The sequence below is a fragment of the Streptomyces aureus genome, from assembly GCF_001418135.1.
Taxonomy (GTDB): domain Bacteria; phylum Actinomycetota; class Actinomycetes; order Streptomycetales; family Streptomycetaceae; genus Streptomyces; species Streptomyces aureus_A.
The window spans coordinates 1-13,823 of sequence record NZ_LIPQ01000310.1 but is presented as its reverse complement, the minus strand read 5'-3'; the positions used below and the strand labels follow the sequence as shown (position 1 = coordinate 13,823).

Here is a 13,823-nt window from a genome sequence, read left to right as displayed (position 1 = left end):
TCAGCCAGTCCGCCGGGGTTCAGCCTGTCATGAGCGCCAGTCGAGCGGGACCTGCTTGGACCGGTCCCAGGGGCGCTCCCAGCCGGAGAAATGCAGCAGTCTGTCGATCACTCCGGCTGTAAAACCCCAGACCAGAGCGGACGCGACCAGGAACGCGGGGCCCTGGTGGCCGCTCGGATGGACCGCGGTCGCGCGGTTCGCCGGATCCGTGAGATCTGCCACGGGCACGGTGAAGACCCGCGCGGTCTCGCCGGGGTCGACGACGCCGACGGGGCTGGGGGCGCGCCACCAGCCGAGGACCGGGGTGACGACGAAGCCGCTGACCGGGATGTAGAGCTGGGGAAGGACGGCGAAGAGCTGGACGCCGGCCGGGTCGAGCCCGGTCTCCTCCTGGGCCTCGCGCAGGGCGGCGCGGAGCAGTCCGCCGTCCGCGGGGTCGCCGTCCGCGGGGTCGAGGGCGCCGCCGGGGAAGGAGGGCTGTCCGGCGTGCGAGCGGAGGCTGCCGGCCCGCTCCATGAGCAGCAGCTCGGGGCCGCGGTCGCCCTCGCCGAAGAGGACGAGGACGGCGGACTGCCGCCCGGCGCCGCTCGCGGGCGGCAGGAAGCGGCTCAGCTGCTCGGGCTCGACGTTGCGGGCGGCCCGGTCGACGGGCCCGAGCCAGTCGGGCAGCCCGTCCCTGCTGAGCAGCCCGCCGGTGCCGGGCCCGTGGATCTCTTCGTCAGTGCGCGTCATAGGCACCCCCGAGTTTCACAACGCGATCGATGTACGGGTTCGTTCCCTCTGGAGCTCTTGCGGGTGGACCGGGGAACGGTCTCAGTCGTCGCTCGCGCCCAGTGGGGGCGCCGGGCGGCCCGGGTAGCCGGGCGGCGGGTCGAGCCGCTGGCCGGGGAAGCCGCCCATCTCGTACTTGAGCAGCTTCCTCGCCTTCTCGGGGTCGGTCTCGCCCTCCCCGTACGACGGGCAGAGGTGGGTGATCGGGCAGGCGCCGCAGGCCGGCTTGCGGGCGTGGCAGATGCGGCGGCCGTGGAAGATCACCCGGTGCGAGAGCATCGTCCACTCGCTCTTCGGGAAGATCGTGGCGACCTCGGCCTCGATCTTCACCGGGTCGTCGGACTCGGTCCACCGCCAGCGCCGGACGAGCCGCATGAAGTGGGTGTCGACGGTGATGCCGGGGACCCCGAAGGCGTTGCCCAGGACGACGAAGGCGGTCTTGCGGCCGACGCCGGGGAGCTTGACGAGGTCTTCGAGGCGGCCGGGGACCTCGCCGCCGAAGTCGTCCCGGAGGGCGGCGGCGAGGCCCATGATCGACTTGGTCTTGGCGCGGAAGAAGCCGGTGGGGCGGATGAGCTCCTCGACCTCCTCGGGCACGGCGGCGGCGAGGTCCTCGGGCGTGGGGTACTTCGCGAAGAGGGCCGGGGTGGTCTGGTTGACCCGCAGGTCGGTGGTCTGGGCCGAGAGGACCGTGGCGACGAGCAGCTCGAAGGGGTTGCGGAAGTCGAGCTCCGGATGGGCGTACGGGAAGACCTCGGCGAGTTCGCGGTTGATCCTGCGGGCCCGGCGGACCATCGCGAGCCGCGACTCGGGCTTGGCGGGCTTCGCGGACTCGGCGGCCTTCGCGGGCTTCGCGGGCTTCGCGGACTCGGCGGCCTTCGCGGGCTTCGCGGGCTTCGCGGACTCGGCGGCCTTCGCGGGCTTGGCGGGCTTGGCCGCCTTGGCCGCCCTGGGGGAGTTCACGGGTTTCGCGGGCTCGGCGGGCTTCTCGGGCTTCACGGGCTTCCGATTTGCGGCTTTCGCCCGTTTCGACACGCCGTGTTCGCCCACGGCGGAATTACCTTCGGCCGACACTCTTTCAGCCCCCTTGGCCTGCGCTCTCACCGGCGAGTTGGACACCCGGCCAGCCTAGGGGCCACCACCGACATCCGCCCCGGGCGTGGCCGATCAGCGCCCAATCGGGCCCCTGACGTACGGACGAGCGACTCGGTACGTCAAACTTGTTGTGATTGATCGCACGGTTTTGTACGTCCGGCATCATGGGACGCAGGTCCCTGAGCAGGTCGACAGTATGGAGAGAACTCGTGGACGACGTTCTGCGGCGCGCCCCGCTCTTCGCGGCGCTCGATGACGAGCAGGCTGCCGAGCTGCGCGCCTCGATGAGTGAGGCGACGCTCGCCCGTGGCGACGCGCTCTTCCACGAGGGCGACCCCGGCGACCGCCTGTACGTGGTCACCGAGGGCAAGGTGAAGCTGCACCGCACCTCCCCCGACGGCCGGGAGAACATGCTGGCCGTCCTCGGCCCCGGCGAGCTGATCGGTGAGCTGTCGCTCTTCGACCCGGGCCCGCGCACCGCCACCGCGACCGCGCTGACCGAGGTCAAGCTGCTCGGCCTGGGCCACGGCGACCTCCAGCCCTGGCTGAACGCCCGCCCCGAGGTGGCCACCGCGCTGCTGCGCGCCGTCGCCCGCCGACTGCGCAAGACCAACGACCAGATGTCCGACCTGGTCTTCTCCGACGTGCCGGGCCGGGTCGCCCGCGCGCTCCTCGACCTGTCGCGCCGCTTCGGTGTGCAGTCGGAGGAGGGCATCCACGTCGTCCACGACCTCACCCAGGAGGAGCTGGCCCAGCTGGTCGGCGCCTCCCGCGAGACGGTCAACAAGGCGCTCGCCGACTTCGCCCAGCGCGGCTGGCTGCGCCTGGAGGCCCGCGCCGTGATCCTGCTGGACGTGGAGCGCCTCGCGAAGCGCTCGCGGTAAGCGTCCTCGTACGCGAAAGGGCCGCCCCNNGGGGCGGCCCTTTCGCGTACGCCCACGGGCTCGCCGTCAGCGCTTCGAGCCGTCGACGATCACCGGCGCCGAGGAGCCGTTCGCGCAGGGCACGGTGTAGATCGGGTTCTTCGCCGCGGCGTCCTTGAACGCGTCGATGCACTGGTTCATCAGGACACGGTCGGTCAGCGAGTCGTTGAGGATCTTGTTGGCGCGGGCGATGCCCTCCGCCTCGATCCGGCGCCGGTCGGCCTCGGCCTTGGCCGTACGGGCGGCCTCGGTGGCGCGCTCGGTGGCCTGCTGCTGCTGGATCTTGCGGTCGATCTGGCCCTGGAGGGCGTCCGAGGGCTTCACGTTGCGCAGGTTGACCGTGGTCACGTCGATGCCGCGCGGAACCAGGCGCTCCTTGATCAGGGTGCCGATCTCGGCGTTGATCTTCTCGCGGTCGGACGCGTAGCCCTGCTCGCTGGTGTAGCGGGCGAAGACGTTACGGACGATCTCCCGGCTGTCCGGGTAGACGAGGCGCTGCTGGATGGAGTCCTCGCTGCCCGCGAGCTTGTAGAGCTCCACGGCCTTGGTCGGGACGACGGCCCACTTCACGGTCACCTCGACGTACATGACACCGCCCTGCGAGGAACGGACCTCGACCACGTCCTTGTCGGAGAGGTTGAGGTCGACCGGGCGGGTCGAGAAGGTGGTGACGTCGGTGAAGGGCGACTTCACGTGCATGCCGGAGGTCATGGGCGAGCCGACCTTGCCGAAGGCGACCGGCACACCGACCTCGTACGCGCTGATCACGTACGTCATGCTCACGATGAGCGAGAACACGCCGGCCAGGACCGCGCCGAGGGCGCCGAACTTCAGCCCCTTGGAGTCGTTGGCTCGGCCGACGAAAAAGAGCACCACTGCGGCTATGACCAGCAGGATGGCGATGACGAACACGGGCGTTCCCCCCGAAAGCTACGACCAGAAGTAAGCGGAGCGTAAAGCACAGGTCAAGACGACCGACGCGCCGGGGGCCCGCTCGGTTCCGGATCGGGAGAACTCCGCCCCGACGCTCAGACCAGACCGCGGTCCCTCAGGTACTCCAGCTGCGCCCGTACGGACAGCTCGGCCGCAGGCCACAGCGAGCGGTCCACGTCCGCGTACACATGGGCGACGACCTCCGCGGCCGTCCGGTGGCCGCTCTCGACCGCCGTCTCCACCTGGGCCAGTCGGCTCGCCCGGTGCGCCAGATAGAACTCCACGGCCCCCTGGGCGTCCTCCAGGACCGGTCCGTGCCCCGGCAGGACCGTGTGCACGCCGTCGTCGACGGTGAGCGAGCGCAGCCGCCGCAGCGAGTCCAGGTAGTCGCCGAGGCGACCGTCCGGATGGGCCACCATCGTCGTGCCGCGCCCCAGGATGGTGTCGCCCGTCAGGACGGCCCGGTCGGCCGGCAGGTGGAAGGAGAGCGAGTCGGAGGTGTGGCCGGGCGTCGGGACGACCCGCAGCTCCAGACCGCCGACGGCCACCACGTCCCCCGCGCCGAGCCCCTCGTCGCCGAGCCGCAGCGCCGGGTCGAGGGCCCGTACGGGCGTCCCGGTCAGCTCGGCGAAGAGCCCGGCGCCCTCGGCGTGGTCCGGGTGGCCATGGGTCAGCAGCGTGAGCGCGACCCGCTTGCCGAGCTTCTCGGCGGTGTCGATCACATGGCGCAGATGACTCTCGTCGAGCGGCCCCGGGTCGACGACGACGGCGAGGTCGGAGCCGGGCTCGGAGAGCAGCCAGGTGTTGGTGCCGTCGAGGGTCATCGCGGACGGGTTCGGCGCGAGGACGTTCACGGCGCGGTCGGTCGCGGGCCCGGAGACCACGAGGCCGCGCGGCTGGCCGGGCAGGGCGGCGGCGTCGCTCATCGGGCACCTCCCCTCGGGATGATCTTGGTGAACTCCTCGTGGCCCGGCCAGCTCAGGACCAGCTCGTCGCCGTCCAGACGCGCCTGGGCGAGCACGGGGGTCATGTCCTGCTCCCGCGCCCCCGCGAGGGCCTCGGCGGCCGTGCCGTACGGCTCCAGGGTGCGCAGGGTCGAGATCGTCGGCGGCATCATCGTCAGCTCGCCCCGGTCGTAGCCGGCCGCGGCCTCCGCCGGGCGGATCCAGACGGTCCGGTCGGCCTCCGTGGAGGCGTTGCGGGTGCGCTGCCCGGCCGGCAGGGCGGCCACGAAGAACCAGGTGTCGTACCGGCGCCGCTCGAACTCCGGCGTGATCCAGCGGGCCCACGCGCCGAGCAGGTCGGAGCGGACGACGAGCCCGCGCCGGTCCAGGAAGTCGGCGAAGGAGAGCTCCCGGGCGACGAGCGCCTCGCGGTCCCGCTCCCAGTCCGCGCCGGTCGTGTCGCCGACGACCGTGTCCTCGGTCTCCCCGGCGAGCAGGACGCCCGCCTCCTCGTACGTCTCGCGCACGGCGGCGCAGACCACGGCCTGGGCCTGCGCGGGGTCGTCGAGGCCGAGCCGGGCCGCCCAGGTCTCCAGGGAGGGCCCCGCCCAGCGCACCGGGTGTTCGTCGCGCGGGTCGACCCCGCCGCCGGGGTAGGCGTACGCGCCGCCCGCGAAGGCCATCGAGGCGCGGCGGCGCAGCATGTGGACGTCGGGACCGGCGGCCCCGTCCCGCAGCAGCAGGACGGTGGCGGCGCGCCGCGGCGCCACCGGGGTGAGCTCACCGGCGGCGAGGGCGCGGATGCGGTCGGGCCACTCGGGCGGGTACCACTGACCATTCGACATGGCCGGATGCTATGCGCAAGCACTTGAATGCACGAGAGCCGGTTCTCGCCGGGTGGACCCTTGCGGGCCCGCGCGGGAGAACCGGCTCCGTGTCGCGTACGGAAGGTCGTACGGCGGAGGGTCAGGCCTCGACGAGCTCGACCTGGACCTCGACCTCGACCGGGGCGTCGAGCGGCAGCACGGCCACGCCGACGGCGCTGCGCGCGTGCACGCCCTTGTCGCCGAGGACCGCGCCCAGCAGCTCGCTGGCGCCGTTGATGACGCCCGGCTGCCCGGTGAAGTCGGAGGCGGAGGCGACGAAGCCGACGACCTTCACGACCCGCTTGATCCGGTCGAGGTCACCGGCGACCGACTTCACGGCCGCGAGGGCGTTCAGCGCGCAGGTGGCGGCGAGCTTCTTGGCCTCCTCGGCGGTGACCTCGGCGCCGACCTTGCCGGTCAGCTGGAGTTCGCCGCCCACCATCGGGAGCTGGCCCGAGGTGTAGACGTAGACGCCCGACTGCACGGCCGGCTGGTAGGCGGCCAGCGGCGGCACCACGGCGGGCAGGGTCAGGCCGAGTTCGGCGAGCTTCGCCTCGACGGCCCCGCTCACGACTTGGCCCGCTTCAGGTAGGCCACGAGCTGCTCGGGGTTGTTCGGCCCGGGCACGACCTGGACGAGCTCCCAGCCGTCCTCGCCCCAGGTGTCCAGAATCTGCTTGGTCGCGTGCACCAGAAGCGGCACCGTGACGTACTCCCACTTGGTCATGGGCCCGACTGTATCCGCTGACGCGGGGCGGCTCTCCGAGGCGGCCCTGAACCGGCCCCCGGGGGGCTTCTCAGGGGCGGCCTCCTGATTGGGCGCGGCCGCCAGTGGTTAGGCTCGACAGCGTGAGCAGGCTCCAGGTCGTCAGCGGCAAGGGCGGTACCGGTAAGACGACGGTCGCCGCCGCCCTCGCGCTCGCCCTCGCGACGGAGGGCAAGCGCACCCTTCTCGTCGAGGTCGAAGGCAGACAGGGCATCGCACAGCTCTTCGAGACGGAGGCCCTTCCGTACGAGGAACGCAAGATCGCCGTCGCCCCGGGCGGCGGGGAGGTGTACGCGCTGGCGATCGACGCCGAGCGCGCGCTCCTCGACTACCTCCAGATGTTCTACAAACTGGGCACCGCGGGGCGGGCCCTGAAGAAGCTCGGCGCGATCGACTTCGCGACGACGATAGCGCCGGGCGTACGGGACGTCCTGCTGACCGGCAAGGCGTGCGAAGCGGTCCGGCGGCGCGAGAAGCACGGCGGCCACACCTACGACCACGTGGTCATGGACGCGCCGCCCACCGGCCGCATCACCCGCTTCCTCAACGTCAACGACGAGGTGGCCGGCCTGGCGCGGATCGGCCCGATACACAACCAGGCGCAGGCCGTCATGCGGGTCCTCAAGTCCCCCGAGACGGCCGTGCACCTGGTGACCCTCCTGGAGGAGATGCCGGTCCAGGAGACCGCGGACGGCGTCGCGGAGCTCCGCGCGGCCGAACTGCCGGTGGGGCGGGTCGTGGTGAACATGGTCCGGCCGCACGTCCTCGACGAGGCGGCGGTACGGGCCGCCTCCGGCGACCACCGGGACGCGATCGCCAGAACGCTGGCCTCCGTGGGCGTCGCGGGCGGTACGACGCTCGTCGAGCCGCTCCTCGACCAGGCGTCCGAGCACGCCCGGCGGGTGGAGCTGGAGCGGGCGCAGCGCGCTGTCCTGGACGCCATCGGCGTGCCGTCGTACGAGCTCCCGTTCCTGGGGGACGGGGCGGACATCGCGGGTCTCTACCGGCTTGCGAAGGAACTGCGGAAGCAAGGGGTGGGCGCGTGACGGAGAAGTCCCCCGAGACGCACGGGCTCGACGCCGTTCCCGTCCTGGAGCTCGACCCGCTGATCGACGACCTCGGCACCCGCATCATCGTCTGCTGCGGCGCGGGCGGGGTCGGCAAGACGACGACGGCGGCGGCGCTCGGCGTGCGGGCGGCGGAACGCGGCCGCCGGGTCGTCGTCCTCACCATCGACCCGGCCCGCCGCCTCGCCCAGTCGATGGGCATCGACTCCCTCGACAACACCCCGCGCAAGGTCGACGGCATCAAGGGCTCCGACGGCGGCGAACTGCACGCGATGATGCTGGACATGAAGCGGACCTTCGACGAGATCGTCGAGGCGCACGCGGAGCCCGACCGGGCGCGGGCGATCCTGGAGAACCCCTTCTACCAGTCTCTTTCGGCCGGGTTCGCCGGCACGCAGGAGTACATGGCGATGGAGAAGCTGGGCCAGCTCAGGGCGCGCGACGAGTGGGACCTGATCGTCGTGGACACCCCGCCGTCCCGCTCGGCGCTGGACTTCCTGGACGCGCCGAAGCGGCTCGGGTCGTTCCTCGACGGGAAGTTCATCAAGCTGCTCATGGCGCCGGCGAAGGTGGGCGGCCGGGCCGGGATGAAGTTCCTGAACGTCGGCATGTCGATGATGACGGGGACCCTCGGCAAGCTGCTGGGGGGTCAGTTCCTCAAGGACGTGCAGACGTTCGTCGCGGCGATGGACACGATGTTCGGAGGTTTCCGGACCCGCGCCGACGCCACGTACAAGCTGCTCCAGGCCCCTGGCACGGCCTTCCTCGTGGTGGCCACGCCGGAGCGGGACGCGCTGCGGGAGGCCGCGTACTTCGTGGAGCGGCTGGACGCCGAGGAGATGCCGCTGGCGGGTCTCGTCCTCAACCGCGTGCACGGCAGCGCCGCCGCCCGGCTTTCGGCCGAGCGGGCGCGGGCCGCGGCGGAAAATCTTGACGAGGGGCGCATTGTGGATCAGGGGGCCGGGAAGACTGACCGGAGTGGCTCCCCGGCCACCGAGCCCGAGCTGTCAGACCTCGCCACCGCCGCCACCGCCGTACCTCCCGTACCCCAGGCTGCCCCCACAGCCGACCCGGCACAGGATTCAGCTGTAGACGACGCAGAGCAAGCAGTGCACGGAGACGACTCAGACGTACGACATCTCACCGCGGGACTTCTGCGCCTGCATGCCGAGCGCATGCGGGTGCTCGCGCGTGAGCAGCGCACGCGTGACCGCTTCACCGCGCTTCACCCCGAGGTGGCGGTGACCGAAGTGGCGGCCCTGCCCGGCGATGTGCACGACCTCGCCGGGCTGCGGGCCATCGGCGACCGGCTCACGGCCGGGCGGTAACCCTCGTCGTACGGACCCCTGTCGACGCCCGGGCCCTTGAGGTCCGACCCGTCGGGGCCCGGCCCACCGGGGCCTAGCCGACCGCGGCGTACGCCTCGTACGTCGCGTCGTCCTCGATCGCCACGGGCAGCAGGCCCGCTCCCCGCTCGTACTCCGTGCGCGCGGTCTCGAGGAGCCGGCGCCACGAGGTGACGGTCGGCCTGCGGCGCAGCAGGGCGCGGCGCTCGCGCTCCGTCATGCCGCCCCACACGCCGAACTCCACGCGGTTGTCGAGGGCGTCGGCGAGGCACTCGGTCCGCACCGGGCATCCGGTGCACACCGCCTTTGCCCTGTTCTGTGCCGCTCCCTGTACGAAAAGTTCATCCGGATCGGTAGTGCGGCAGGCCGCCTGCGCACTCCAGTCAGCTACCCAGCCCATACCGGCGCCGTCCTCTCCCGAATCGAGGCTCCCCCACGGCGGCAGCGGCATATTCACCGCTGCCAGTTGGGACGTTACGGAAGGTGGGCACAGCGCAACACCCCCTTCGGGCCCAATCTTGGATGGCCCGAACGGACTATGCGTGCGCGTCAGATCACCCAGGGGAGTGATCGAAGGACATGCGTGTGATAGCGGACATATCGCCTGGATACGCCCTTCTCTGACGGTGCCACTTCGGGCACCGTGTGACGCATGAGCCGGAATCGGACACGAGGTCCCCGTGTTTCGGGGTCACGGGAATTCATGCCGAAGTCACACCCGGGTCTTGATGCCAGACCACACTGCTGTGACAGTTGGGAGCAGCTTAGGCCAAGGCATATACGTGTGTCCGGCGAATGAGAACGTAGGCGTCCGACGTGTGCCTGCCGTCAGTTTCAGGGGACGAGTCGGCGGCACTCGGCCTCCACCAACGCCGGCATCCGGACGGCGCGGCTGCCGCCGGATGTCACGGTCTGGTACTCGAACGCTCCGAGAAGCCCCCGCTCCTGCGGTTCGCACATCACTACGGATTAGGCTGCCCCCCATGGCAAAGAAGCGCTCCGGCGGTGGTCTGACCGGGACCCAGCAGGCCGCCAAGTTCCTCGGTGTCAGTGTGCTCGCGGGAGCCGTGCTGGCGGGCATCGCCCTGCCCGCGGCCGGCGCACTGGGCCTGGCCGCGAAGGGCACGGTCGAGGGATTCGACGAGATCCCCTCCAACCTGAAGACCCCACCGCTGAGTCAGCGCACCAGGATCCTCGACTCCGAGGGCGGCCTGATCGCCACGGTCTACTCGCGGGACCGCACGGTCGTCCCGCTCGACAAGATCTCCCCGTACATGCAGAAGGCGATCGTCGCGATCGAGGACGGCCGCTTCTACGAACACGGGGCGATCGACCTCAAGGGTGTGCTGCGCGCGATCAACCGCAACGCGCAGTCGGGCGGGGTCGCGCAGGGCGCGTCCACCCTCACCCAGCAGTACGTGAAGAACGTCTTCGTCGAGGAGGCCGGTGACGACCCCGAGAAGGTCGCGCAGGCCACCCAGCAGACCATCGGCCGCAAGGTCCGCGAGCTGAAGTACGCGATCCAGGTCGAGGAGGAGCTGGGCAAGAAGAAGATCCTGGAGAACTACCTCAACATCACGTTCTTCGGGCAGCAGGCGTACGGCATCGAGGCCGCCTCCCAGCGCTACTTCTCCAAGCGCGCCGCCGACCTGAGCCTCGGCGAGGCGGCGATGATGGCCGGTCTCGTCCAGTCGCCCAGCCGCTACGACCCGATCAACGACATCCAGGAAGCCACCAAGCGCCGCAACGTGGTCCTCCAGCGGATGGCCGACGTGAAGGACATCAGCCAGGCCGAGGCGGACAAGGCGAAGGCCGCTCCGCTCAAGCTGAAGGTCAAGACCCCGAAGAACGGCTGCATCACCGCCGTCGACGGCGCCGGCTTCTTCTGCGACTACGTCCGCAAGACGATCCTCAGCGACCCGGTCTTCGGCAAGACGGCCGAGGAGCGCCAGAAGCTGTGGAACCTGGGCGGTCTCACCGTCAAGACCACGCTCGACCCGCGCGCCCAGGCCGCCGCCAACGAGGCCGCCGTCGCGAAGATCAACAAGGACGACGGGGTCGCCGCCTCGGTGGTGCAGGTCCAGCCCGGCACCGGCAAGATCCTCTCGATGAGCCAGTCCCGCCCGTACGGCCTGGACCAGAAGCAGCACCAGACCACGCTGAACCTCGCCGTCGGCAGCAAGATGGGCGGCACGACGTACGGCTTCCAGGTCGGCTCGACCTTCAAGCCGATCACGGCCGCGGCCGCGCTGGAGAAGGGTCTGAGCCCGGCGCAGAGCTTCGACACTCCGGCGCAGATCAACCTCCCGGAGAGCGACTTCACCCGGTGCGACGGCAAGCCGGCGGGGTACGCGAACTGGGAGGTGAACAACGAGGTCGAGTCGGAGAAGGGCATGTACGACATGACCAGCGCGCTCGGCAAGTCCATCAACACGTACTTCGCCAAGCTGGAGCAGATGGCCGGTCTGTGCGAGACGCTGACGATGGCGAAGAAGGTCGGCTACGAGCGCGAGCTGGGCAAGCCCATCAAGCAGAGCCCCTCGGCGACCCTCGGCAGCCTGGAGAGCACCCCGCTCGACATGGCGGTGGTCTACGCGACCTTCGCCAACCGCGGTATCCACTGCACCCCGATCATCCTCGAGTCCGTCAAGACCGCCAACGGCGACAAGCTCAACGTGCCGGACACCAAGTGCACCCGCGCGATGAGCGAGCGCACCGCCGACACCATCAACCAGATGCTGAAGGGCGTCGTCGAGGACGGCACGGGTACCAAGGCCGGCCTCAGCGACCGCGACAACGCGGGCAAGACCGGTACGACCAACGACCGCAAGGACGCCTGGTTCGTCGGCTACACCCCGAACCTCTCCACCGCCGTCTGGGTCGGTGACGACGTCGGCGAGAAGCAGTCGATGTACCGCATCACCATCGGCGGCGAGTACTACGACAAGGTCTGTGGTGGCTGCCTCCCCGGCCCCATCTGGAAGATCGCGATGACCGGGGCCCTGAACGCCTCCGAGACTCCGGGCTTCGCCCCCATCTCCGTACCGCGGGCCGAGAAGCCCAAGGACCCGGCGAAGGGCGACGAGGGCCCGAACAAGCCCCGTAAGCCGGGCGACGGCAAGCCGGGCGACACCAAGCCCCCGACCAACACGTTCCCGCCCATCACGATCCCGCCGGACCTCATCGGCGGCGGAAACGGCAACGGCGGCCGCGGAAACCGCTGACGCCACGCGGGCGCCGACGCTGACGTCACGCAGGCAACAGGAAGGGCGCCCCACCTCGGTGGGGCGCCCTTCCTCGTACCGCCTTCCGCGGCTCCGCGGTCGGCCCGCGGCCGGCCCGCCGGTCAGCCCGCGAGGAGCTTCTTCACGGAGGCGGCGACACGGCCGCCGTCGGCCTGGCCGGCCACCTTCGGGTTCACGATCTTCATGACGGCGCCCATGGCGCGCGGGCCCTCGGCGCCCGCCGCCCTGGCCTCCGCGACGGCCGCCGCGACGATCCCGTCGAGCTCCTCGTCGCTGAGCTGCTTCGGCAGGTACGCGTCGAGGAGGATCCCCTCCGCCTTCTCCCGCTCGGCCGACTCCAGGCGACCGCCCTGGGCGAAGGCTTCGGCGGCCTCGCGGCGCTTCTTCGCCTCCTTGGCGATCACCTTCTGCACCTCGTCGTCGGAGAGTTCGCGCTTGGTCTTGCCCGCGACCTCCTCCTTGGTGATCGCGGTGATGGTCAGCCGCAGGGTCGAGGAGCGCAGTTCGTCGCGCTCCCGGATCGCGGCGTTGAGGTCGGCCTGGAGCTTCGCCTTCAGCGTGGTCATGGGGTCAAGTGTGGCAGGTGTGCCGCCCCACCCGCCCGCGCATTTACGCCCGGAGGGTCTGCGACGATGGGGGGATGCGCGCACGGTACGGCATCCCCCTGAAGATCACTGCAGGCCTCACGGCGACGGCAGCCGCGGGAATCGTCTACGCGGCGGGCTTCGAGGCCCGCTCGTTCCGGCTCCGCCGAGTGACGGTTCCGGTGCTCCCGCCCGGCATGGCCGATCTGCGGGTCCTCCAGGTCTCCGACATCCACATGGTGAGCGGCCAGCGCAAGAAGCGCGCCTGGCTCCAGTCCCTCGCCGGGCTCCGCCCGGACTTCGTCGTCAACACCGGCGACAACCTCTCCGACCCGGAGGCGGTACCAGAGGTCCTCGACGCGCTGGGCCCGCTGATGGAGTTCCCGGGCGTGTACGTCTTCGGCTCCAACGACTACTACGGGCCCCGGCTCCGCAACCCCGCCCGCTACCTCCTCGAGAGGGCCCAGGGCCGGCACGGCCTCAACGGCAACAAGCCCGTCGTCGGCGCCGTCCACAACCCGTGGGAGGACATCAAGGACGGCTTCGACGCGGCGGGCTGGGTGGACCTCACCAACACCCGCGGCCGGCTCAAGCTCCCGCAGGCGGACCTCGCGTTCACCGGCCTCGACGACCCGCACATCAAGCGCGACCGGTACGAGCGGGTGGCCGGCGGCCCCGACGGGTCGGCCGACTTCTCGGTGGGCGTGGTGCACGCCCCGTACCTGCGCGCGCTCGACGCCTTCACGGACGACGGGTACGAGCTGCTCCTCGCCGGGCACACCCACGGCGGTCAGCTGTGCATCCCCTTCTACGGGGCGCTCGTCACCAACTGCGACCTGGACACCGACCGGGTGAAGGGCCTCTCCACCCACACGGTCGGCGACCGTACGGCCTACCTCCACGTCTCGGCGGGCTGCGGCACCAGCCGCTTCACCCCGGTCCGCTTCGCCTGCCCGCCCGAGGTCACTCTCCTCACGCTGACGGCCCGCGCCTGACCTCTCCGGTGGGGGCATGTTCACGCCGAACCGCGCGTCCGCCGTCCGGGCGTCCGCCGTGCTCCCCACCACCCGCAGGCCGTACGCGGCGGGCTTCCACGGGCCGGCCTCGCGATCGTCGGTCCGGACCGCATCCGACCTGCGCCGCGACCGCCCGGAAACCGGATTTCGCCTCAGCGCGCGCGTGGGCTAAAGTAATCGATGTCGCCGCGACGTGAACAACAGAGCAGCGACATCGGGGTGTAGCGCAGCTTGGCAGCGCGCTTCGTTCGGGACGAAGAGGTCGTGG

General features: G+C 70.9%; 14 protein-coding genes. 5 read left to right on the top strand and 9 right to left on the bottom strand.

Going from position 1 to position 13,823, the window contains the following annotated elements:
- Nucleotides 1-27: 27 nt before the first annotated feature.
- Both AOK00_RS24725 and nth read right to left on the bottom strand, forming a co-directional pair.
- Complete coding sequence (locus AOK00_RS24725; RefSeq protein ID WP_055602486.1) at nt 28-732, bottom strand: NUDIX hydrolase; 705 nt, start codon at nt 730-732, stop codon at nt 28-30.
- A gap of 81 nt (nt 733-813) precedes the next feature.
- Nucleotides 814-1,734, bottom strand: a complete 921-nt coding sequence (nth, locus tag AOK00_RS24720; RefSeq protein WP_055602496.1) for an endonuclease III — start codon at nt 1,732-1,734, stop codon at nt 814-816.
- 341 nt (nt 1,735-2,075) lie between these two features.
- On the opposite strand from nth, the gene AOK00_RS24715 reads away from it, so the two are divergent.
- Nucleotides 2,076-2,750 carry a Crp/Fnr family transcriptional regulator gene (locus AOK00_RS24715; protein ID WP_015034542.1) on the top strand — a complete coding sequence of 225 codons (675 nt, stop codon included), beginning with the start codon at nt 2,076-2,078 and terminating at the stop codon, nt 2,748-2,750.
- 66 nt (nt 2,751-2,816) lie between these two features.
- Here the strand turns inward: AOK00_RS24715 and AOK00_RS24710 are convergent, their stop codons facing one another.
- From AOK00_RS24710 to AOK00_RS38525, 5 genes are all read right to left on the bottom strand, one after another.
- Complete coding sequence (locus tag AOK00_RS24710; RefSeq protein ID WP_055602485.1) at nt 2,817-3,701, bottom strand: prohibitin family protein; 885 nt, start codon at nt 3,699-3,701, stop codon at nt 2,817-2,819.
- 116 nt (nt 3,702-3,817) lie between these two features.
- Entirely contained in the window at nt 3,818-4,648 is an 831-nt protein-coding gene (locus AOK00_RS24705) for an MBL fold metallo-hydrolase (RefSeq protein ID WP_055602484.1), read from the bottom strand.
- Nucleotides 4,645-5,511, bottom strand: coding sequence for an NUDIX hydrolase (locus AOK00_RS24700; protein WP_055602483.1), 867 nt, complete (start codon nt 5,509-5,511; stop codon nt 4,645-4,647). Before AOK00_RS24700 ends, AOK00_RS24705 begins: the two co-directional genes overlap by 4 nt.
- Nucleotides 5,512-5,632: 121 nt before the next feature.
- A complete protein-coding gene (locus AOK00_RS24695) occupies nt 5,633-6,103 on the bottom strand; it encodes a RidA family protein (protein ID WP_055602482.1) in 471 nt (156 codons plus the stop codon).
- The gene (locus tag AOK00_RS38525) at nt 6,100-6,258 is read right to left on the bottom strand and encodes a DUF4177 domain-containing protein (RefSeq protein ID WP_015034547.1); all 159 of its coding nucleotides are present in this window, start codon (nt 6,256-6,258) and stop codon (nt 6,100-6,102) included. The genes AOK00_RS24695 and AOK00_RS38525 overlap by 4 nt, the downstream gene beginning before the upstream one ends.
- A gap of 122 nt (nt 6,259-6,380) precedes the next feature.
- On the opposite strand from AOK00_RS38525, the gene AOK00_RS24690 reads away from it, so the two are divergent.
- The gene (locus AOK00_RS24690) at nt 6,381-7,343 is read left to right on the top strand and encodes an ArsA family ATPase (RefSeq protein ID WP_055602481.1); all 963 of its coding nucleotides are present in this window, start codon (nt 6,381-6,383) and stop codon (nt 7,341-7,343) included.
- Complete coding sequence (locus AOK00_RS24685) at nt 7,340-8,692, top strand: ArsA family ATPase (protein WP_055602480.1); 1,353 nt, start codon at nt 7,340-7,342, stop codon at nt 8,690-8,692. Before AOK00_RS24690 ends, AOK00_RS24685 begins: the two co-directional genes overlap by 4 nt.
- Nucleotides 8,693-8,765: 73 nt before the next feature.
- Here the strand turns inward: AOK00_RS24685 and AOK00_RS24680 are convergent, their stop codons facing one another.
- Nucleotides 8,766-9,110 (bottom strand): WhiB family transcriptional regulator, encoded by a 345-nt coding sequence (locus AOK00_RS24680; protein ID WP_015034550.1) that lies wholly within the window; start codon nt 9,108-9,110, stop codon nt 8,766-8,768.
- A 583-nt stretch (nt 9,111-9,693) separates the two neighbouring features.
- Here AOK00_RS24680 and AOK00_RS24675 point away from each other — a divergent pair.
- On the top strand, nt 9,694-11,934 hold the full coding sequence (locus AOK00_RS24675; RefSeq protein ID WP_055602479.1) for a transglycosylase domain-containing protein: 2,241 nt from the start codon (nt 9,694-9,696) through the stop codon (nt 11,932-11,934).
- A gap of 122 nt (nt 11,935-12,056) precedes the next feature.
- On the opposite strand, the gene AOK00_RS24670 is transcribed toward AOK00_RS24675, so the two are convergent.
- The gene (locus AOK00_RS24670; protein WP_055602478.1) at nt 12,057-12,521 is read right to left on the bottom strand and encodes a GatB/YqeY domain-containing protein; all 465 of its coding nucleotides are present in this window, start codon (nt 12,519-12,521) and stop codon (nt 12,057-12,059) included.
- Nucleotides 12,522-12,595: 74 nt separating this feature from the next.
- Here AOK00_RS24670 and AOK00_RS24665 point away from each other — a divergent pair, with 74 nt between their 5' ends.
- Nucleotides 12,596-13,534 (top strand): metallophosphoesterase, encoded by a 939-nt coding sequence (locus tag AOK00_RS24665; RefSeq protein ID WP_055602477.1) that lies wholly within the window; start codon nt 12,596-12,598, stop codon nt 13,532-13,534.
- Nucleotides 13,535-13,823 lie beyond the last annotated feature (289 nt).